Origin of the sequence: Halomarina halobia (genome assembly GCF_029338575.1) — an archaeon.
GTDB lineage: Archaea > Halobacteriota > Halobacteria > Halobacteriales > Haloarculaceae > Halomarina > Halomarina halobia.
Genome location: NZ_CP119992.1, coordinates 2,473,125 through 2,493,518, shown reverse-complemented (window position 1 = coordinate 2,493,518; position 20,394 = coordinate 2,473,125). Strand labels below are relative to the sequence as shown.

Below are 20,394 nucleotides of genomic sequence, written 5' to 3'. Positions count from 1 at the left end.
CACAGAATGAGTAATGACTGGGCAGGTGTACGCAATCGCTGGCGGTAAGGGAGGGGTCGGCAAGACGACCACGACGGCGAACCTCGCCGCGGCGTTCGCGGCCGCGGGGTACGACACCGTGGTGATCGACGTCGACCTCGGGATGGCGAACCTCGGGCCGGTGCTCGACGTCGATCCGGACGAGGAGACGACGATCCACGACGTGCTCGCGGGGCGGGCGGATCCGACGGCGGCCGCCCGCGCGTCCGGGGAGGGCTTCGACGTCGTTCCGGGCACGCAGTCGCTCGACGGCTTCGCCGAGGCCGACCCCGCGAACCTGCGGGAGGTGGTGACGCCACTCGCGGAGGAGTACGACGTCGTCCTCCTCGACACGAGCGCGGGGCTCTCACACGAGGTGACGGTCCCGCTCGGGCTCGCTGACGCCGTCGTCCTCCTGACGACGCCCGACATCGTCGCGATCAAGGACGCCGCGAAGACCGGCGAACTCGCGAAGCGCGTCGGTGGTACCGTGAAGGGCATCGTCCTCAACCGGGCGCGCGACGACGAGTTGACCGACCGCGTCGTCGACGAACTCGGCGACGAGATCATGGCCATCGTGCCGGACGACGCGGCCATCACGACGGGTCGAACCGTCGCCCGACCCGGGAGCGAGGCAGCCCGGGCGTACAACGCCCTCGCGGCCGCGCTGCTCGGCGTCGACGCCCTCGAGGAGACCGCGGCGGCCTACGCGTTCCCCGACCCGCCCGAACCGGCGACCGTCGAGGCGGACGCGCTCGACGCCGCGGTCGTCCCCGTCGAGGAGGTCGAGAGCGAAAGCGAAACCGACCCCGCGGGCGCGACCGGCGGAACCGGGGCGACGGGCGCGGGGGAGGCAGGTGAAGGGGAAGCGGACGCGGACGCGGGGACGACGGACGCCTCGGACGCGACGCCGGACGACGCCGTCGCGGAGGCGGAGGCGGAAGCGGAAGCGACCCCGGAGGGGCGGATCGAGGAATCCGACTCCGATGTGGCCGTCGACGCGGTCGCGACGGCCGCCGGGCCGGTCACCACCTCCGCCTTCGAGGAGGACGCCGACGCCGAGATGGGCGGGTCGTTCCTGGACGACGACGACGACGAGAAGCGGAAGGGAGCGCTCGGTCGCCTCCGCGGGCTGTTCGAGTGACGGCGGGGGGTCGGCGACACCACTATGGTGGTGGTGCGTGAACGATCGGGTATCATGGCAGACGAGAGGGTGCCGCTGCGCTGGGTCGTCCTGTTTCTCCTGCTCGCGCTCGGCGTCGGTGCGGCGGCCGTCATCGCGCTCGGGGGGTTGCTCCCCGGCGGCGAGGGCGGCGAGGGCGGTGGCGTCCTCCTCCCGCTCGTCCCCCTTCTCCTACATTGAGGTCGGCGCGGAGACGCCGAGCACGGCGAGCGCGTTGGCGACGGTGTTACGGGCGGCCGCGACGAGCGCCAGCCGCGACGACGCCACGTCGTCGTCCTCGGCGTTGAGCACCGAACACTCCCGGTAGAAGGCGTTGAACGTCTCCGCGAACTCGCGGGTATAGGTGGCGATCCGGTGGGGTTCGAGGTCCGCGGCGGCGCGGTCGACCGCGCCGGGGAAGCGCGCGACGACGCGCAGGAGGTCGCGCTCCTCCTCGGTCACGAGCCGCGAGACGTCGAGGGCCGGTTCGATGCCCGCCGCGGTCGCCTCGTCGACGATGCCGCAGGCGCGGGCGTGGACGTACTGGACGTACGGCGCGGACTGCGCCTCGAAGTCGAGCGCGCGGTCCCACTCGAACGTGATAGCCTTCTGGGGCTGCTTCGAGACGATGTCGTAGCGCACCGCGCCGATGCCCACCTGGTGGGCGATGCGCTCGATGTCGGTCGGAGAGAGGTCGTCGTCGCGGATGCGGGTGTCGAGGCGCGACTCGACCTCCTCGCGGGCGCGGGCGATGGCCTCGTCGAGCAGGTCGTCGAGGTTCACGCCCGTCCCCCGCCGGGTGGACATGCTCCCGCCGTCGGGGAGGTTCACCCAGCCGTAGAACACCTGCGCGAGTTCGTCGGTGTCGTTGCCGAGGATCCGCAACGCCCGGTCGAGTTGCTCCGCCTGCAGGCGGTGGTCCTCGCCGAGGACGGTGACCGCCCGGTCGTAGTTCGCGAACTTCCACTCGTGGTGGGCGAGGTCGCGCGTCGTGTACAGCGAGGTGCCGTCCGAGCGCAGGAACACGAGGTCCTTGTCGAAACCCCACTCCGAGAGGTCGAGCTGCCACGCCCCCTCCTCGAGGAAGGCGTACTCGGTCTCCCGGAGCCGCCTGGCGACGTCCTCGGTCGCGCCGTCGCGGATGAACCGCGTCTCCTTCACGAACTCGTCGAACTCCGCCGGCAGGCGCTCCAGGCACTCGCGCATCCCCGAGAGCACCCGGTCGACGACCGTCCCGACGCGCTCGTAGGTCGCCTCGTCGCCCTCCTCCAGGCCCTGCAGGATCTCCCGGATCTCGTCCTCGGCCTCCTCGACGGCCTCCGGGGCGGCCTCCTCCAGGAACTCGTTGCCCCTGCGGTAGTAGCGCACGAGGTCGTACTCGACGCGGTCGCGTTCGGGGGCCGGCAGGTCGGCCTCGTCGAACGTCTCGTAGGCCCACGTGAAGACGGCCATCTGCCGGCCGGCGTCGTTGACGTAGTAGTGGCGCTCGACGTCGTAGCCCGCGAAGTCGAGGACGTTCGCGACCGCGTCGCCGACGATGGGGTTGCGCGCTCGCCCGACGTGGACCGGCCCCGTGGGGTTCGCGGAGGTGTGCTCGACGACGACCGACTCCCCGCGGTCGGGCAGGTGCCCGAAGTCGTCGCCCTGTGCCGATTCCAGCGTCCCGGCGAAGTACGCTTCGCTCGGCAGGAAGTTGACGTACGGTCCCCGGTTCTCGACGAGGTCGACGTACTCGCAGTCGCCGAGGTCGATCGCCTCGACGAGTTCGGCGGCCACCTGCGGCGGCGACGCGCCCGCCTCGCCCGCCAGTCGGAAGGCGACGCTCGACGCCAGGACGGCGTCCACGTCGGCCGGCGGTTCCTCGATGCCGAGGTCCGTCGTCTCGTACCCCTGCGCGGAGAGCGCGTCCGTCAGGACGGTACGGACCTCGTCGCGGAAGGAAAGGAACATACCCCGGCTTGCCCGGCCGCCGGTAAAGGGGTTTCTTTAGCGCGCCGCGGCGCGTGCGCGCCGATAGGCTTACCACCGGACCGGTCCGAGTGAGGTCGGAAACGCGTCTCGATCACCTCCATCTCGATTTTGGGATGCATCTCACGTTCGGTACACTTATGCGACCGTCGCCCCGAGGGTGGAGCATGGCCGAATCAACGCTCGCGGTCGGGGCCGACGCCCGCGAGACGCTCAAGGTCCTCGCGCTACAGGGGGCGCTCGCGGACCGGGCGCACGTCACGTGCTCGGGGCTGGCCGAGCGCCTCGACGTGTCGACCCAGACCGCCTCGCGCCGGCTACAGGAACTCGAGGACGCCGACCTCATCGAGCGCGAGATACTCGCCGACGGACAACTCGTGCACGCCACCGACGAGGGCGAGCGCGTCCTCGAACGCGAGTACGCCGACTACCGCCGCCTCTTCGAGACGGACCGCTCCATCGCGCTCGCCGGGACGGTGACGAGCGGGATGGGCGAGGGGAGACACTACATCTCCCTCCCCGGCTACATGCGCCAGTTCGAGGGGAAGCTGGGGTACGAGCCGTTCCCGGGGACGCTCAACGTCGAACTCGACCGCGACTCGACGCGCGCCCGCGCCGGGATGGACGCGCTCGATCCCGTCCGCATCGACGGCTGGGAGGACGAGGATCGCACCTACGGGCCGGCGTTCTGCTGGCCCGCGACCGTGGAAGCCGACGGCGCGACCTACGACCGGGCGCACGTCATCGCCCCCGAGCGGACCCACCACGGGCAGGACAAGGTCGAACTCATCGCGCCGGACCGGCTGCGCGACCGACTCGACCTGGCCGACGGCGACCGCCTGACCGTCCGCGTGGCGGAGGAGAGCTGAGATGCAGCGAGCCAGCACCGTGGCGGACGTGATCGCGGCGTTCCGCCGCGGCGAGCCCGTGCTCGTCCACGACGCCGCCGACCGGGAGGGCGAGACCGACCTCGTCTTCCCCGCCGGAGCCGTCGACGCCGCGGCGGTCGCGCGCATGCGAAACGACGCGGGCGGCCTGGTCTGCGTCGCGCTCTCCGACGACGTCTGCGAGGCGTTCGACCTCCCGTTCATGCAGGACGTGCTCGACCACCCCGCGAGCGCCGGTCACGACCTGCGCTACGACGAGCGCTCCTCGTTCTCGCTGACGGTGAACCACCGCGGGACGTTCACCGGCGTCACCGACGAGGACCGCGCGCTGACGATCACCGAACTCGCGCGGGCGGCCGCCGACCCCGACCGGGTCGACTTCGCCGAGGAGTTCCGCGCGCCGGGACACGTCCACCTGCTCCGGGCCGCCCCGGCCCTCCTCGACGACCGCCGGGGGCACACCGAACTGGGGATCGCGCTCGCCGCGGCGGCCGGGCTCCCGCCCGCCGTCGTGGTCTGCGAGATGCTCGACGACGAGACGGGCGCGGCGCTCCCGCCGGGGGCGGCGCGGGCCTACGCCGAGCGCCACGACCTGCGGTACATCGAGGGCGCGGCGCTCGTCGAGCGCCTCGGCTAGAACGCCCCGAGGACGAACCCGATCCCCATCAGGATCAGGACGGCCGCGGACACCGTCGGGAAGTACGCCGCGTAGCCCTCGACGCGCTCCTCGTACCGCTCGAACCCCGCCACCAGCAGCAGCGTCAGCCCGACGAGCGCGACGATGACCGCTACCGCGTAGGTGAGCATCAGGCTCAGGCAGTGATCGGCCGCGCCGGTGCAGAAGCCGAGGATCTGGATCTCCTCCTCGTGGGCGAACCCGAGCAGGAACGCGGCGCTCGCGATCCCCCACAGTCCCCGGGAGTCGTCGGCGTCGAGAGCGTGGTCGCAGTCGCGCCCGCCGTCGGTGTGTTCCCGGCGGTTCCGGCGCCCCTCGTGACCGTGATCGTGGGCGTGGCCGTGGCTGCGGGGATGCCCGCCGTGATCGTGATCGTGGGCGTGGGCGTGCCCGTCGTGCTGCCCGTGGCGGTACTCGCGGATCCCGAGCAGGATCAGCAGTATCCCCGCGACGTAGCGCACCCACCCGAGGCTCCCGAGGTCGAAGAACGACGCCGCGAGCAGGAAGGCGACGACGACGGCGACCGAACTGACGAGGTGGCCGACGCCGATCACGACGCCCGCGGCGAGGCCCGCCAGCCACTTCCGCCGTCGGTCGAGCGCGTACGCGGCGGCGATGGGCCAGCCGTGTCCGGGCTCCGCCCCGTGGATCAGCCCGAGCACGACCGCGCCGAGGAAGACCGAGAGCGAGCCGTCGAACATATCAGAACGGAGGAAGGCAGCGACCCTCAACCTTGTTATGCGCGTTTCCGGATCGCGTAATACCGCGTGGAGCGGCCGCCGGCGAGTCGGTCGGTTTCGCCGCGGTTCGAAAGGAAGCAATAATCGCCAAGACTCAATACCACCGGCACGGAGTGGCCCATATGGCATTCGCCGACATGGACGTCGACACCATCTGGATGGATGGTGAGTTTCTGGACTGGGACGACGCGCAGGTGCACGTCCTGAGCCACGGGCTGCACTACGGGACGGGGGTCTTCGAGGGCGTGCGGTGTTACGACACCGAGCGCGGCCCCGCGATCTTCCGCTGGGAGGAGCACCTGGATCGGTTCTACGCCTCCGGGAAGCCCTACGGGCTGGAGATCGAGCACTCACGCGAGGAGCTGACCGAGGCGACGACCGAACTCATCCGCCGGCAGGACCTCGAATCGTGTTACATCCGGCCGCTCGCGTTCTACGGGTACGACAGCCTCGGCGTCTCGCCGGGGAACTGCCCGACGCGGACGATGATCGCCTGCTGGCCGTGGGGGGCCTACCTCGGTGACGAGGCGCTCGAGGACGGCGTCGACGTGATGGTCTCCTCGTGGCGCAAGCACGCCTCCAGCCAGATCCCCACGAACGCGAAGGCGACCGGGCCGTACATCAACAGCCTCCTCGCCGGCGAGGAGGCCCGCTCGAACGGCTACGTCGAGGCCATCCTCCTCAACAAGGAGGGCAACGTCGCCGAGGGGCCCGGCGAGAACATCTTCATGGTGAACGACGGCGAGATCTACACCCCCGGCCTCGCGGAGTCCATCCTGGACGGCATCACGCGGAGAACCGCCATCCAGCTCGCCCGCGAACTCGGGTACACCGTCCACGACGAGGCGACCATCAGCCGCGGCCAGCTCTACACCGCCGACGAGCTGTTCTTCACCGGCACCGCGGCCGAGGTGACGCCCATCCGCAGCGTCGACGACAACGCCATCGGCGAGGGAACGCGCGGGTCCGTAACCGAGGACGTGCAGTCCGCGTTCTTCGATCTCGTCGAGCGCCGGGTCGACGACCACGACGACTGGTTCCTCTACGTCGAGGAGTGACGCGACGACCGGCGGGCGCGATCCGCCGCCGGGGCGACGAACTCGTCCGGTTCACGCTCACGCCGCGGGATCCGCCTCGCGGGGGAAGCGGGCCTCGGCGATGGCGAACACGAGGGTGCTGACCACCCCGAGCAGGGTGCCGACGGTGAGCGCGGCGGCGAGGTACGACGACCCCTGGAGTCCGAGGAAGTAGGCGCTCACCCCCTGGAGGACGGCGGCGATGGAGAGGACGTAGAACGGGGCGTTACAGTAGCGCCACTCGAAGCTGTCGTGCAGGTACTCGTCGGTGATGCGCCCGAGGCTGGCCACGACGCCCGCCGCGGCGAACCACTGGACCGACCCGTAGACGAGCGCCGCGAGCGCGTGCAGGAGTCCGGCCGTGTCGGTCGCGGGCAGGGTCCGTCCGACGCGGAGGACCTCCTCCGCGCCGTCCGCCCCGCCGATGACGATGAGCGCCGCCGCCACGACGTAGGTGATGATGGTGACCCGACCGGTGTAGAAGCCGGTGCGCGCGCGCGCGACGGCCCGGTCGACCGCGCGCTCGGCGCCGAGCCCGCGCAGCAGCAGGTAGAGGCCGAGCAGTCCGCTGACGACGCCGAAGGTCGCGCCCGGGAGGTTGAGCCGGTCGGCGAGTTCGAGCAGCGGGTAGACGAGCAGCAGGACGCCCATCGGAACGAGGATCGTGCCGCGCGTCTCGGGGTCGTTGAGGACCTGCTTGATGGTGTAGTACATCGACTCGAGGTCCTGGGCCTGGCGGACGACGACGCGCCGGACGCCGTCGATGGGGACCCGCGAGCGGATGACCGGGATGACCGACTCGTCCTGCGCGCCGTCGGTGACGACGAGCGCGTGGACGTCCTCGCCGGTCGTGAGGCGCGCGAGGACGGTGTCGACCTCCTCGCCGACCTTCCGGTTGGCGGCGACGTCGTTCCCGTTGGTGCCCGTGACGACCGCGACCTCGCGCTCCACGTCGTCGATGCCGTCGTAGAGGTGGATCCCCTCGAACAGGACGTTCACGTCGCTGTCCTCGGGATCGGCGGTGGCGAGCGCGACGGCCGCCGACTCGACGGCCGCCCGTCCCACGACCGGCGTCTCGAGTCCTGTCTTCCGACCGAGGTCGTCGTCGAGGTCGACACACAGCACCAACAGCATTGGCGGTGGGTATGCTCTCCGTAGGTAATTTCTCTTTGGAGTCTACCCCGCCTCCTTCCACACGCCCGGATGCTCGACCGCTCGCGTCAGCTCGAGGATCCGGTCGTGTTCACCCGGGACGCTGGTGGGGAACATGCTGGTGGCGAGCACGAAGTCGGACTCGGACGGAACCGCCTGACTCACGGTGAAGTAGATCGGTATCCGACGGTCGCGCGACGGTTCGTCGGCGACGGCGGTGTACCGAGAGATCGCGACCTGGTTACCGAGCAACCTCCCCGAGACCGTTCCGTCCTCGTTCAGGTCGCCGACCATCTGCTGTCCCTTGTCGATGAGCCCCGCGACGACCGATGGCGGCATGTTGTCGAGCGGGTTGAGGCTCTGACCCAGCACCTCGACGCGTGGCGCGCTCACCGTCCCGAAGATCCCTGTGCGAACCGGATCGTCGAACGTCGGGAGCGCGCTCCACCGCTCGTACTCGGCGACCAGGACCGTCACCCCGACGGTACGCTCGACGCCGAACACCTCGAGCGTCCGCGTGAACGACTCGCGGCGGAGCCGTCGCTTTCGGTAACCGGTCGAGCGGAGCGCGTCCGACGACACCGTCGCCGGACGCGAGAGCTGATGCGTCCAGCTCTCGCCCACGCACCCCGACATCGCGCCGACGATACCCGTGGCGACCCCGGCGAGGAACCGCCGTCGATTCACCATACGAAGGTGTACCGTTTACGGATATATCTAACTTATTATAATATTCAATTCTAATTCATCGGCGTGAGTCAGTGATTAGATAGTGAGCGGGGAGCGAGACAGTACGCGGCGAGCGATAGTCAGCGGCTCGGAGATCTCACCGTCTCGGTCGGCGATCCGTCAGTCCCCGTGTCGGACGCCGTTTGCGAGGGCCGTGACCGTCTCCCGCTCGTCGAGCGACCGGGGATAGGCGGCGAAGCAGAGCACGAAGTCGTCGGCGTCGGCGACGACTTCGGTCACGGTCAGATACACCTCCACGCTCGCGCCGGCCGCGAGCGTCGCGTCGGCGGTGTAGCGTACCGCCTCGGTCTCGGTCCCGAGGATCGACACGGTCCGCGAGTCCGCCCGCCTGACGTTCTGGACGCGCTCGTAGCGCTGCTGGACCATGTCGACGATCTCGTCGGTCGACATGTCCTTGACGGGGTTGAACGTCTTCCCGAGGATCTTCACCTGGGGAGTGCTGAGCACGGTGAACACCGCGGCGCGGGCGCGCCCGGCCACGGGAATGTCCACGCCCCGGTCGTACTGCGCGACGACGTTCTGTACCGTCACCTCGCGGGTCTGGCCCGCCGCCGAGAACTCGCGGGTGACCTCGGGTTTGGTCGTCTCGTGTTCCTCGTAGCCCTCGGAGTCACGCACCGACGGCGGAACGACGGCCGCCTGCGCCTCGAAGCGCAGCGCCTCGTCTCCGGTGAGCACGCCGAGACAGCCGGCGAGCGCGACGCCGGTACCGATCCCCGCCGCTCCAGCCACGAAGCGGCGACGTGACATCGTCATACACGAGTTCATGAACGATCAGGGGTTAAATACTTCGTGGCCCGGCGGCGGTCATCGGGGTTGAAGTTCCAGCCAACCGTACGGCGGCCATGGACAGACGGGGCTTCCTCGTCGGCGTCGGCGCGACGGCGAGCCTGCTGGCCGGGTGCATGGACGATCCGGACGCGGCCGCCGTTCCCGGCAACGAGACCGAACGGGAGCGGGGGGCCGCGAGCGACACCGTTCCGCCCGACCTCTCCTACGAGGTCGAGGGGCTCGGCTTCGACATGACGCTCCCTCCTCGTCACACCTGCGAGGGGGCGAACATCTCGCCCGGGATCAACGTGACCACGGTCGACGACGCCATCGACACGCTGGCGCTCGCGTTCGTCGACGAGTCCACGGGGGAGCCCTACGTCCACTGGCTGCTGTGGGGCCTCCCACCGACCATCTCGGTGCTGGATCCGGGGATCGCGCCGCGCCCGCGCGTCGAACTCGAGGTCGACGCGACAGGCATCTCCGAGACGATCGTCGTCACCCAGGGGACGAACAGCGCGGGCTCGGTCGGCTACACGGGTCCCTGTCCGCCGGCGGGCGACCCCGTGCACACCTACCTGATGACCATGTACGGCCTCGACGGGCCGGTCGACGCGGAGCCGGGGGCGACCTACGACGAGTTCCGGCGGGCGATAGAGGGCACGGTCCTCTCGACGACGGTCTACGCCGTCAAGGGGAAGCGGTAGTCGGCGATCGTGACGGGCCGTGCCGGCGGTCGGCGGCGTGCGGTGTGTGACAGCCGAGACACCGGGTCACACTGAGCCGCGTCTCCGTGCGGAACGTGTCGCTTTTGCCCGTCCGCGGCGAACGGGGGCACGAATGATCTCGAAGGGCTGTGAGCAGTGCGCGATGGGCGGCAAGATGGTGCTGTTCGTCTACGGTTACTGTGACCAGCGCGACTGTTTCTACTGCCCGCTCGGCGAGAACCGCAAGAACGTCACGGACGTGTACGCGAACGAGCGCCGCGTCGAGTCCGACGCGGACGTCATCGAGGAGGCAAAGCGCATGGACGCGCTCGGCACCTCGATCACCGGCGGCGAACCGCAGGAGGTCCTCTCGAGGACCTGCCGGTACCTCTCGCTGCTCAAGGAGGAGTTCGGCGAGGACCACCACACCCACCTCTACACCGGCATCACTGGCGGACGCGAGAACATGCGCCGTCTCGCCGACGCCGGCCTCGACGAGATCCGCTTTCATCCGCCCTACGAACGGTGGGGCGACCTCCACGGCACCGAGTGGGAGGAGATCCTCTACGTCGCGCGCGAGGAGGGGCTCACCCCCGCCTTCGAGATCCCCGGCATCCGCGCCGAACCGGAGTTCCTGGAGTTCCTCGACGAGGGGGCCGCCGAGTTCTGCAACGTCAACGAGTTCGAGATGAGCGACGGGAACTACCGCCGGATGCGGGAGGAGGGGTACGAACTCCAGGAGGGCCACATGAGCGCCGTCGACGGGTCGAAAGCGGCCATCCTCGAGGCGATGGGCGACCACCCGCGCGTCTACTTCTGTACGAGCGTGTTCAAGGACGCGGCCCAGCACCGAAACCGCCTGAAGCGCATGGCCCGAAACGTCGGCCGCGAGTTCGACGACGTGACCGACGACGGCACGCTCGTCTACGGCAAGACGTGGCTCACCCCCGACGAACTGGCGGCGCTCGGCGTCCCCGAGGAGTTCTACGTCGTGAAGGACACTCACGTCGAGATGGCGTGGTGGCTGCTGGAGGAGATGGTCGAGGCGGGCGACGCCGAGACGGGCGAGATCGTCGAGCAGTACCCCACCTACGACGGGACGGTAGTGGAGCGGACGCCGCTCGCCTGACGGACGACACCCGCGAGTGAGTGAAACGAGCGGGCGGCTCTTTTTGGTCCAGATTTTTCGAGGAGTGGTGGACGAGCGAAGCGAGTCCACCCGACGAAGAAAAAGGTGGGAGATGGACGCCGCTCGCCTGACGGACGACACCCGCGAGGTGACGTTTCCACCGCACGGCGCGGCTACGGCACGGCCTACCCGTCCGCCGAGAACCGAAGCGCCGTCACTCCGTACCGGGACCGTCACAACCCCAGCATACAGCAGGGGCTGACGAACGGCGGAAGGCAAGCACAGCCCCACTGGCGGCCGTCGGGGAGCACGACCCAGTCGCCGCGGACGTCGGATTCCTCGTCGGTTCCGTGCGCCCAGTAGACGCCGGCGATCCCGGTGGCGGCGGCTGCCGTGAACGGGGCGGACGATTCCCCGCGGAAAGTCGCCGTTCCGGACACGGCGTCGTCCTCCACGGTGAGCTCCACGGTGGCATCGAAGTCGCTGAGGTCACCACTCTCGAGCGTCGCCGTCCCCTCGGCATCGACCGCGCCGATCAGGACCGCGAGCTCCTCCCGATCGTACAGGTGAACGACGATCTCACCGTCGACGTCGCGGTCATCTCCGACGCCAACGTCGTCGAGGAAGGCGATACCGATCGCCCGGCCGTCGTCGATGAGCCCGACGTACGAGTTCTCCGCACGCTCGGCCCGGAGGGTTCCGAACTCGGTGTCGGCCTCCAGCGTGTCGAGGTCTAGTTCCGAAGCGGGAGCATCCTCCGAGGTCGGGGTGGGAGCGTCCTCCGAAGCCGGAGTGGGATCGTCCTCGGGGGCGTCCGCGTCCGTACCCGTACAGCCGGCCAGCCCGACCGTGCCGATGCCGACCGCACTGGCTTTCAGTAGTGTTCTGCGCGAGACGCCGTCGAATCGTGTGGGTTCGTCCGTCATCGTGTCTGCTCTGGTATCGTGTCTCGGGGTGTCCTCCGGTCACTCATCGCTGAGTTCGGTCCCCGGTTTCCTACCGGTCAGTCAGAGACGGTAGGACGCGGGAGCTAATGGAGGAAACGCGTGGAAATCGCCCACCGCCTGCCCGAACTGCAGGGGGTGAGAACCCGACCACCGGCTGCACGTGGACGACCACCTACTCCGTTCGCACCGTGTAGTGAGCCGACGCGTGGGTGTCCGCTCACCCCCGAACGCATCGACGCCATCGGCCGCGTTTACCGGCAATCCCGCGAGTGAGACGTTCGGTGACGTCCGCCGGACGGGCGTCTCCGGGCGGTCGAACGCCTCGCGGAGGGTCGAGGAGGGTGCAGGGGTGAGTCGAGGGGACGGCACGAATGGGGGGCGTCCCGACGAGGTCAGTGGTCGTCTCCGCAGATATCGGAGGCCCGGAATCGTGTGAGGCGCGCAGCGTCTCGAGCGTGATACACTCCCGGGCAGATTAACGGCCGGCGGGCGCAGGGACGCCAACCAAGCGCGTCCGACCTCAATTCTCACCCGCAATGGCAGCGACTGACTTCAGCGAGGACGACGAGGGGAAGAGAGTGGTGAACGCCGACGGTGACACGGTCGGTCGCGTCGTCGAGGTCGATCACGGGACCGCCTACGTGGACCCCGACCCGGGGCTCACGGAGACGGTGATGTCGAAGCTCGGGTGGGCCGACCGCGACGAGGACACGTATCCGCTGCAGAAGGCGTCGGTCGCGTCCGTCGACGACGACGAGATCCGACTCCAGTCGTTCTGAAGGGAGCGACGTCGACAGCGGAGACGCCGACGCGGGGACGCGGATCGACGGCGGCGGTGTCGCGGTCCCACCGTCGTCCGCCTACTCCTCTTCGAGCAGTTCGAGGGCGGCCACGACGTCGTAGGGGTCGCTTCCGGCGCGGATGCCGTCGAGCATGACGAACGCGCGCTTCGGCGAGAGGAAGTGCCGCGAGACGACCCGTCCGAGGCGCGTCGGGCTGGCCCCCTCGATGAAGCCGTACTGGAGGAGTTTGCCGAGCGCGTGCTTCGTCGGCACCTCGCCGATCATCCGGTCGTTGAGGCGCTTCGCGCCCCGCCCGGCGACGACGATGTTGGCGAGCGTCTCCTCCACGGCCGCGGCCTCGTCGTAGCGCGTGATCACGGACTCCATCTCCCCCTTGAGGAGCGTGAACGCGACCTCGTCCTCGGTCGCCTCCATCGAGTTGTGGTACGAGCCGTCGGGTTCGACGAGCACGTAGACGGTGCCCTTGTCGTGGTAGTCCGGCCGTCCGGCGCGACCGAGCATCTGGTGGAACTCCTGGACCGAGAGCCACTCGATGCCCATCGCCAGCGAGTCGAATATCACCTGCGAGGCGGGGAAGTCGACCCCGGCGGCGAGCGCGGCGGTGGTGACGACGGCGGCGAGTTCCTGGTCCGCGAACATGCGCTCGACCCGCTTGCGCCGCTTGTAATCGAGCCCGGCGTGGTACGGCGCGGAGTCGTACTGAAGTCGGCGGGAGATCTCGTGACAGCGACGCCGCGAGTTGGTGAAGATGATGGTCTGACCGCGGTACCCCTTCGAGGACGTCGCGTCGAACGCGCGCTTGACGAGCTTGTTCTCGACGTCCACCTTCTCGTGGCCGTCGGCGAAGGTGACGTGGCGCTCGATGGGGACCGGCCGCTCCTCGAACTCGATGAGCGTCGCGTCGAGGCCGGCCGCGAGCTGTCGGGGGTTGCCGACCGTCGCCGAGAGGTAGATCCACTGCGTGTCGCAGTCGTTCGTCTCGGAGTAGTGTTTCAGCCGGGAGACGAGCCCGTCGAGGCGGTGGCCGCGCTCCTGCTCGCCGAGGGTGTGCACCTCGTCGATGACGACCGTTCCGACGTCGCCGAGGTCCCTGCCCGTGCGCAGCGCGTGGTCGATCCCCTCGTAGGTACCGACGATGACGTCCGCGTTCGGGTCGAAGCGCGCGCCGTCGTCGCGGATGCGCGACGCCCCCACGCGGATGGTCACCTCCCCGAGGTGACCGTAACGCTCCTCGAAGTCCTCATGCTTCTGGTTCGCGAGGGCGACGAGGGGGACGAGAAAGAGCATCTTCCCCTCGCCCTTCAGCACGCGGTCGATCCCGGCGAGCTCGCCGACGAGCGTCTTGCCGGTCGCGGTCGCGCTCACGACGAGCTGATCGCGCCCGTCGAGCAGGCCGTTCTCGACCGCGAGGCTCTGGACGGGCAGCAGGGTGTCGAACTTCCCCGCGACGAGCGACTTGAGTTCCGGGTGGAGGTCGAGCGAGTCCGTCCGGACGGGGTCGACCTCGTCGACCGTCGCGCTGATCTCGTCGAACTTCGTCAGTTCGGGATCGAGCCGCCCCTGGAGCAGGTTGACGATGCGCTCGAGGTCGCCAACCTCGACCAGGAGCTCTTCGAGCCGGTCGCGCGCGCCCGACCGGAGGTTGCGGTAGTTGAGCTCCCGCTCCAGTTCGCGCTTGGCGCAGTCCGGGCAGACGAACTCGTCGTCCGCCCTGATCGCCGTCTCGGTCGTGAGCGGGGAGTACTGCCCTGCGCTCGCGCAGTAGCGGCAGGTGCGGACGACCTTCGCGTCGAGCTGGAAGCCGTCGAGCAGGTCGTGGAGCTCCTCGCGTCCCTCGCGGGAGGTCTGCTCGGAGATGCGGATGCGCTCGGCCCGCCGCGCTAGCTCGACGAACTGATCGGGGCTCCGGAGGTCCTCGTCGGAGCCGTTCTTGACCCGAAAGCGCGCGGGGCGGGGGCCCGCGCTCGTCTCCTTCAGTTCGAGGACGGCGTGGAGCGCCCGCTCGCCGCCCCGTCGCACGACGACGGAGTAGTGCCTGTCTCGTTCGTGGAGGAACAGCGTGTCCACCCGCGCGACCTGCTGTGACACGTCTGACGGTCCTACGCGGTCACGGTATTTGGTTCGTCCGGAATCCGCGTCAACAGGGGACACGAGCCGCCTCGGACGATCCGGCCCGACCGTCCGACCTCGACCTGCAGCGCCGGCGCTACTCCTCGACGACTCTAATTTCGTCGTCGCCGGTCGGGACGGCGCAGAGGAACGCTCCCTCCTCGTCGCCCTCGTTGCGGTACCAGTGGACCGTCCCGGCGGGAATGAACAGCGAGTCGCCCGCGCTCACGGTGACCTCCTCGTCGTCCAGGCCGACGACGTACTCGCCGTCGAGGACGTACTGCTCGTGTTCGACCTCGTTCGTGTGCGCGGGCACCTCCGCCCCGGGGGCGAGCGTGAACCGCCTGATCGCCAGGTTCGGCGCGCCGTGCTCCTCCCCGACGAGCACGCCCTTCCTGAGTCCCTCGGCGGCGCTCACGTCCTCGTAATCGATCTCGGCCGCGCGGCGAACGAGCGGATCGGTCATGGTCGGAGGGTGGTCGCGGGGGGACAAAAGCCCGTCCGGTTCCCGCCCGGGCGCGTTCGGGGCGGCGACGGACGCACCAGCAGCTAACAACGACGGAGCGCGACCGTTCGTCGACGCCGGCGCGCTCGTCGCGAGCGAGCCAGCCCCGCCGACGAGCGAGCGGACGCGCCGACCCCCCGGAAGAGCGGAGCGACTGAGGGAGTGAGGTGCGGTTTGGGCGGAGGGGGTACCAGCGAGGAGCGCGCCAGAGGCGCGCGAACGAGCGCGGTAACCGGTTGGCGGACAGGCGACGCCGCGACACTACTCGCGGGGCGTGGCGTCGCGCAACCGCGGAGCGCCCCGCGACGGGAGTCAGATCACACGGACGCTGGTCCCGCTCTCGGATATAAAGGTACGGACCGAACGACGGAGCGCGACCGCTCGCCGAGTCGGCGTGGCACCCGCGAAGAGCGTGTGTAACGGACGAGCGGATCGATGCGTGACCACGAAGCGTATCGCTGCCATGTGACCGCACCAGCGGGTGGGACCTGTTACCGAGATTTTATCATTGCGGTCGGTAAGGGGACACCTGGGGTGGATGTATGCCAAGCGCTACCGAACTGCAAGAGATGTACGAGGAGATGGTCACCGCTCGCCACTACGAGGAGCGCCTACAGGAGGAGTACCTGGAGGGGAAGCAGCCGGCGTTCGACATCTCCGCCGGGCCGATCCCCGGCGAGTTGCACCTCGCGGCGGGCCACGAAGCGGTCGCCGCCGGGGTGTGCGCGCACCTTCGCGACGACGACGTGGTGACGGCGACCCACCGACCGCACCACGTCGCCATCGCGAAGGGGGTGGATCTGAAGCGGATGACCGCCGAGATATTCGGCCGCAGAACCGGCCTCTGCAAGGGGAAGGGTGGGCACATGCACCTGTTCGATCCCGAGGTGAACTTCGCCTGCAGCGGCATCATCGCGGAGGGTAGCCCGCCCGCGGTGGGGGCGGCGCTCGCCGCGAAGAAGCGCAACACCGACGGCGTGGCGGTCTCGTTCATCGGCGAGGGGGCCATCGACCAGGGCGGTTTCCTGGAGTCGCTGAACCTCGCGGCGGTCCACGACCTCCCGGTCGTGTTCGTCATCGAGGACAACGACTGGGCGATCAGCATGCCGAAGGAGCGCGTGACGGACGTGGCCGACGGCTCCCAGCGCGCCGCGGGCTTCGACATGCCCGGCGTCCGCATCGACTACGACGACGCCGTTGCGGTGCACGAGGCGGCTGAGGAGGCGATCATGCGCGCCCGGGCGGGCAACGGCCCGTCGCTCCTCGAGGTGCAGGTCCACCGCCGGATGGGCCACTTCATGGGCGACGCGGAGGCCTACCGCCCGGAGGAGGACGTCGAACGCCATCAGCGGCTCGACTCCGTGGAGCGGCTCGCCGACGACCTGCGCTCGACGGGTGCGAGCGACGACGAACTGGAGGAGATCGAGGAGCGCGCCCGCGAGCGCGTCGAGGAGGCGATCGCGTGGGCGAAGGAGCAACCCGAACCCGACCCGGAGGAGGCCTACGAGGACGTGTTCGTCGAGAGGGGAGAGCGGCACCAGGAGCCGGCCGCGCCCGCCGGAGGTGAGGACTGATGGCGCAGGCCGCCGCGGAGCGGGAGTTGACGATGAGCCGCGCGATGGTCGAGGCGATCGCGACCGAGATGCGCGGGGACGACGAGGTGTTCGTCATGGGCGAGGACGTCGCCGACTACGGCGGCATCTTCGACTCGACGCAGGGCCTGCTGGAGGAGTTCGGCCGCGACCGCGTGATGGACGTCCCGATCAGCGAGACGGCGTTCATCGGCGCGGCGGTCGGGGCGGCCCAGCAGGGGATGCGCCCGATTGCCGAGCTGATGTTCGTCGACTTCTTCGGCGTCTGCATGGACCAGATCTACAACCAGATGGCGAAGAACACCTACATGAGCGGCGGGGCGGTGAACGTCCCGATGGTGCTCATGACGGCCGTCGGGGGCACCTACAACGACGCCGCCCAGCACTCCCAGACGCTCTACGGCACCTTCGCCCACCTCCCGGGGATGAAGGTAGTCGTCCCCTCGACGGCCTACGACGCGAAGGGACTGATGCACGCCGCGATCCGGGACGACAACCCCGTCGTCTACATGTTCCACAAGCGGCTGATGGGGCTGGGCTGGATGCCCGCCCCGGAGGGGCCGAAGACCCCAGTCCCCGAGGAGGACTACGAGATCCCCTTCGGCGAGGCCGACGTCAAGCGCGAGGGCGACGACGCCACCGTCGTCACCCTCGGCCTGCACGTCCACCGGGCGCTCGAGGCGGCCGAGGCGCTCGCCGACGACGGCGTCGAGGCCGAGGTGATCGACCTGCGGACGCTCGTCCCCCTGGATACGGAGACCGTGGTCGAGTCCGTCCGGAAGACCGGCCGCCTCGTCGTCGTCGACGAGGACTACCGCTCGTTCGGCCTGACCGGCGAGATCGTCGCTCGCGTCGCCGAGGGGGCGCTCTCGGACCTGGAGGCAGTCGAGCGGCTCGCGATCCCCGACGTGCCGATCCCCTACGCCCGACCGCTGGAGCGGGAGGTCAACCCCGGCGTCGAGGACATCGCCGAGGCGGTGCGCGCGACGGGGGCATGAGCGACGGCGACCGGACCGCGATCGACCCCGCGGCGGTCTGGCCGGACGACGCCGACGACGTGGCGGAGGGCGTCGTCGCCAACTGGTTCGTCCGCGAGGGCGGCCGCGTCGAGGCCGGCGCGACGGTCTGCGAGATCCAGGTCGAGAAGGTGAGCGTCGACGTGCCCGCGCCCGCGACGGGGACCGTCGAGGTGCTCGTCGGCGAGAACGAGACCTTCGCCCGCGGCGACCCGCTGGGGTACGTCGCGCCCGAGTGACACCCAGCCTCGGACGGGTCGTCCCGGGCGTCGGCGACGCCTCAGACGACGAAGTTGTTCGTCTCGCGTTCGGGGAGTTCCGCCACCCGGTTCGGATCGACGTCGTCGAGCGAGCCGTCGGCGGTGGCCTCCAGGGCGGCGAGCAGCGACTCGAACACCTGCCGGATCCGGAACGCGCGATCGCCGAGCGTGCCGGTGCTCAACTCGAAGAGCACGCTCCCCCGGCCCTGGAGGCCGTACGCGTTGCGGGCGAGGCCCGCGTGGGTGCCCCCGGGATAGCGCGTGATCGTCGAGCGGTCGAGCGCGCCGAGCGACTCGCACATCGTCCAGACGAGGCGCTTCGAGCGGTCCCGGGCGGCCGTCGGGACGCCCTCGGCGATGGGCCAGAACAGCGACGCGGTGACGAGTTCGCCGCCGCCGTCGTCGTCGGGGTCCGGGGGGTACCGCCCGCGCTCGTAGGCCGCCCCCGGGTTCGCCGGGTCGAAGGTGGCGTCCGGATCGACGGCGTACGTCCCCTGGCGGTGGTAGTCGACGACCCAGTCGGGGTCGACGCGGTCGACCGCGTCGAGGAGCGCCCGCGCCTCGGTGACCGGGTTCTCGGGGTACGCCTCGGGGAGCGCCCGGTAGAGGTCGCTGTCGGTCCAGTCGGTCCAGTGGTAGCGGTTGACGTCCCAGCCGATCCCCGTGAGCTGGGAGGTGTGGAACCCGCCGTCGCCGCCGAAGACGTCGTCTCCTTCGCTACGGGCGGGCGCGTCCGTGTCGACGTTGTAGCGCTGTCGAGCGACGAAGCCGTCCGGATTCGCGCGGGGGACGACGTGGAGCGTGACGCGCTCCCGGACGTCGGCGGCGTCAGGGGCGCGCGCGAGGTACTCGACCGCCGAGAGGAGCCCCTCCGCCGACGAGATCATCTCGTCGCCGTGCTGCTGCCCGATGGCCATCACGTCGACCGCGTCCGACCCACCGGACCCGACGCTGACCGACCAGATCGAGCGACCCTGGTTGGATCGACCGATACGGCGGAGCCGAACGCACTCCGGATAGACCCGCCGCAACGAACGAAGGATGCGCTCGAGCTCGCCGTTGTCGAGGAGGTCGTCGTCGGAGAGGTAGTCGAGCGCGACGCGCTCGCGGGGGGCGCACGCGCCCGCGGCGGTGCCGCCGGACGTACCGACAGCGAGAACGCAACCGAAGGCCTTCAGGGCGGTCCGTCGGGTCAGTTCCATAGGATGGAACTGTACGCGATCGAGTAATGAATTTAATTCACGTAATAATTTATTGACCCAGTGTCACTGTCGAGCGACATATCTGCGCGGTAACCGAGGGGACGAGGGGGTAGAACGGACAATCACAACGCAATTAAGCACCTGATGCGAATCGGTCAGCATGGTTGACCCACTGCTGGGTATCGGGCTGGGAGCGCTCTTCACGCTCATAGCCGTCACGTTGCACGTCACGAGGGGCACCGAGTGGACCCCGACGGAGGACATCTCCGAGGAGATCCTCGAGCGACGCGCGGCGACCGTCGCCGAGACGGACTTCCCCGAGCCGATGAACCGCGCCATCGGTGCCGGGGGCGGGGCCGCGGGTGCCGTCGCCGCGGGCGAGGCGGGCGGCGAACTCGAGGAGGCTGGCGCGGAAGAGGCGGCCGGCGACGACCCCTCCGCCATCCCCGACGACGAGGCCGAGGTCTTCGAGATCGAGTACGTGAAGGAGGGCACGACCATCGAGGTCAAGGAGAACGAGACGCTCCTGGAGGCGGGCGAGGAGGAGGGCTGGGACCTCCCCTACGCCTGCCGTCAGGGCCAGTGTATCTCCTGTTCGGGTCAGATCACCGACGGCGGTCACAGCGAGGACTACGTGGTCCACCACACCAACGAGATGCTCGGCGACGAGGAGATGTCGGAGGGCTACACGCTCACCTGCGTCGCCTACCCCACCGCCGACTTCAGCCTTCAGACCGGCGAGAGCCCCTGACCGCGTTCGAGACCCGAGCGACGTGCTCCGTCTCTCGTTTCCCTCTTCGCTCCCTCCATCCTCACTCTCTTTCCGCCCGCCATCCGACGCGCGCCACGTCTCCCGTCGCTCCTCGTCCTTCGAGCGTGCCACACTCCTGTCACAGTGGGTGAGAAACCAACGTACTCAAATGT

Annotated in this window: 21 protein-coding genes; 12 read left to right on the top strand and 9 right to left on the bottom strand. The window is 69.5% G+C overall.

The window, feature by feature from the left end:
- The first annotated feature begins 13 nt into the window (after nt 1-13).
- Together P1K31_RS13200 and P1K31_RS13195 are read left to right on the top strand one after the other, a co-directional pair.
- The gene (locus P1K31_RS13200) at nt 14-1,162 is read left to right on the top strand and encodes a MinD/ParA family ATP-binding protein (protein WP_276303790.1); all 1,149 of its coding nucleotides are present in this window, start codon (nt 14-16) and stop codon (nt 1,160-1,162) included.
- Between the two features lie 54 nt (nt 1,163-1,216).
- Nucleotides 1,217-1,381: a hypothetical protein gene (locus P1K31_RS13195; protein ID WP_276303789.1), complete on the top strand. Its 165-nt coding sequence runs from the start codon at nt 1,217-1,219 to the stop codon at nt 1,379-1,381.
- Here P1K31_RS13195 and argS read toward each other — a convergent pair.
- Nucleotides 1,373-3,130: an arginine--tRNA ligase gene (argS, locus tag P1K31_RS13190; RefSeq protein ID WP_276303788.1), complete on the bottom strand. Its 1,758-nt coding sequence runs from the start codon at nt 3,128-3,130 to the stop codon at nt 1,373-1,375. The two genes, P1K31_RS13195 and argS, sit on opposite strands and share 9 nt — an antisense overlap.
- A gap of 185 nt (nt 3,131-3,315) precedes the next feature.
- On the opposite strand from argS, the gene P1K31_RS13185 reads away from it, so the two are divergent.
- Together P1K31_RS13185 and ribB are read left to right on the top strand one after the other, a co-directional pair.
- Nucleotides 3,316-4,017 (top strand): DUF120 domain-containing protein, encoded by a 702-nt coding sequence (locus P1K31_RS13185; RefSeq protein ID WP_276303787.1) that lies wholly within the window; start codon nt 3,316-3,318, stop codon nt 4,015-4,017.
- A gap of 1 nt (nt 4,018) precedes the next feature.
- Entirely contained in the window at nt 4,019-4,672 is a 654-nt protein-coding gene (gene ribB / locus P1K31_RS13180) for a 3,4-dihydroxy-2-butanone-4-phosphate synthase (RefSeq protein ID WP_276303786.1), read from the top strand.
- Here ribB and P1K31_RS13175 read toward each other — a convergent pair.
- Complete coding sequence (locus P1K31_RS13175; protein ID WP_276303785.1) at nt 4,669-5,412, bottom strand: hypothetical protein; 744 nt, start codon at nt 5,410-5,412, stop codon at nt 4,669-4,671. The genes ribB and P1K31_RS13175 overlap by 4 nt on opposite strands.
- A gap of 161 nt (nt 5,413-5,573) precedes the next feature.
- On the opposite strand from P1K31_RS13175, the gene P1K31_RS13170 reads away from it, so the two are divergent.
- Nucleotides 5,574-6,509 carry a branched-chain amino acid transaminase gene (locus P1K31_RS13170; protein ID WP_276303784.1) on the top strand — a complete coding sequence of 312 codons (936 nt, stop codon included), beginning with the start codon at nt 5,574-5,576 and terminating at the stop codon, nt 6,507-6,509.
- Between the two features lie 57 nt (nt 6,510-6,566).
- Here P1K31_RS13170 and P1K31_RS13165 read toward each other — a convergent pair whose 3' ends face one another.
- From P1K31_RS13165 to P1K31_RS13155, 3 genes are all read right to left on the bottom strand, one after another.
- The gene (locus P1K31_RS13165) at nt 6,567-7,661 is read right to left on the bottom strand and encodes a DUF373 family protein (protein ID WP_276303783.1); all 1,095 of its coding nucleotides are present in this window, start codon (nt 7,659-7,661) and stop codon (nt 6,567-6,569) included.
- 42 nt (nt 7,662-7,703) lie between these two features.
- A complete protein-coding gene (locus P1K31_RS13160) occupies nt 7,704-8,369 on the bottom strand; it encodes a DUF6517 family protein (RefSeq protein ID WP_276303782.1) in 666 nt (221 codons plus the stop codon).
- 159 nt (nt 8,370-8,528) lie between these two features.
- Entirely contained in the window at nt 8,529-9,185 is a 657-nt protein-coding gene (locus P1K31_RS13155) for a DUF6517 family protein (RefSeq protein ID WP_276303781.1), read from the bottom strand.
- An 89-nt stretch (nt 9,186-9,274) separates the two neighbouring features.
- On the opposite strand from P1K31_RS13155, the gene P1K31_RS13150 reads away from it, so the two are divergent.
- Together P1K31_RS13150 and P1K31_RS13145 are read left to right on the top strand one after the other, a co-directional pair.
- Complete coding sequence (locus P1K31_RS13150) at nt 9,275-9,907, top strand: YbhB/YbcL family Raf kinase inhibitor-like protein (protein WP_276303780.1); 633 nt, start codon at nt 9,275-9,277, stop codon at nt 9,905-9,907.
- A 133-nt stretch (nt 9,908-10,040) separates the two neighbouring features.
- Nucleotides 10,041-11,036 carry a radical SAM protein gene (locus P1K31_RS13145; protein ID WP_276303779.1) on the top strand — a complete coding sequence of 332 codons (996 nt, stop codon included), beginning with the start codon at nt 10,041-10,043 and terminating at the stop codon, nt 11,034-11,036.
- Between the two features lie 233 nt (nt 11,037-11,269).
- Here the strand turns inward: P1K31_RS13145 and P1K31_RS13140 are convergent, their stop codons facing one another.
- The gene (locus tag P1K31_RS13140; RefSeq protein ID WP_276303778.1) at nt 11,270-11,962 is read right to left on the bottom strand and encodes a twin-arginine translocation signal domain-containing protein; all 693 of its coding nucleotides are present in this window, start codon (nt 11,960-11,962) and stop codon (nt 11,270-11,272) included.
- Nucleotides 11,963-12,519: 557 nt separating this feature from the next.
- On the opposite strand from P1K31_RS13140, the gene P1K31_RS13135 reads away from it, so the two are divergent.
- Complete coding sequence (locus P1K31_RS13135) at nt 12,520-12,762, top strand: DUF8593 domain-containing protein (RefSeq protein ID WP_276303777.1); 243 nt, start codon at nt 12,520-12,522, stop codon at nt 12,760-12,762.
- A gap of 81 nt (nt 12,763-12,843) precedes the next feature.
- Here P1K31_RS13135 and P1K31_RS13130 read toward each other — a convergent pair whose 3' ends face one another.
- Nucleotides 12,844-14,874, bottom strand: a complete 2,031-nt coding sequence (locus P1K31_RS13130; protein WP_276303776.1) for a DEAD/DEAH box helicase — start codon at nt 14,872-14,874, stop codon at nt 12,844-12,846.
- 118 nt (nt 14,875-14,992) lie between these two features.
- Nucleotides 14,993-15,361 carry a cupin domain-containing protein gene (locus tag P1K31_RS13125; RefSeq protein ID WP_276303775.1) on the bottom strand — a complete coding sequence of 123 codons (369 nt, stop codon included), beginning with the start codon at nt 15,359-15,361 and terminating at the stop codon, nt 14,993-14,995.
- A gap of 608 nt (nt 15,362-15,969) precedes the next feature.
- On the opposite strand from P1K31_RS13125, the gene P1K31_RS13120 reads away from it, so the two are divergent.
- Genes P1K31_RS13120 through P1K31_RS13110 form a run of 3 tightly spaced genes read left to right on the top strand, consistent with a single transcriptional unit; the run spans nt 15,970 to nt 18,247 of the window.
- Nucleotides 15,970-16,974 carry a thiamine pyrophosphate-dependent dehydrogenase E1 component subunit alpha gene (locus P1K31_RS13120; protein WP_368410863.1) on the top strand — a complete coding sequence of 335 codons (1,005 nt, stop codon included), beginning with the start codon at nt 15,970-15,972 and terminating at the stop codon, nt 16,972-16,974.
- A complete protein-coding gene (locus tag P1K31_RS13115; RefSeq protein WP_276303773.1) occupies nt 16,974-17,990 on the top strand; it encodes an alpha-ketoacid dehydrogenase subunit beta in 1,017 nt (338 codons plus the stop codon). Before P1K31_RS13120 ends, P1K31_RS13115 begins: the two co-directional genes overlap by 1 nt.
- Nucleotides 17,987-18,247, top strand: coding sequence for a biotin/lipoyl-containing protein (locus tag P1K31_RS13110; protein WP_276303772.1), 261 nt, complete (start codon nt 17,987-17,989; stop codon nt 18,245-18,247). Before P1K31_RS13115 ends, P1K31_RS13110 begins: the two co-directional genes overlap by 4 nt.
- Before the next feature lie 41 nt (nt 18,248-18,288).
- Here the strand turns inward: P1K31_RS13110 and P1K31_RS13105 are convergent, their stop codons facing one another.
- Nucleotides 18,289-19,470, bottom strand: coding sequence for a M14 family zinc carboxypeptidase (locus tag P1K31_RS13105; protein WP_276303771.1), 1,182 nt, complete (start codon nt 19,468-19,470; stop codon nt 18,289-18,291).
- Nucleotides 19,471-19,630: 160 nt separating this feature from the next.
- Between P1K31_RS13105 and P1K31_RS13100 the strand changes: the two genes are divergently transcribed.
- Nucleotides 19,631-20,221 (top strand): 2Fe-2S iron-sulfur cluster-binding protein, encoded by a 591-nt coding sequence (locus P1K31_RS13100; protein ID WP_276303770.1) that lies wholly within the window; start codon nt 19,631-19,633, stop codon nt 20,219-20,221.
- The last annotated feature ends 173 nt before the right edge of the window (nt 20,222-20,394 follow it).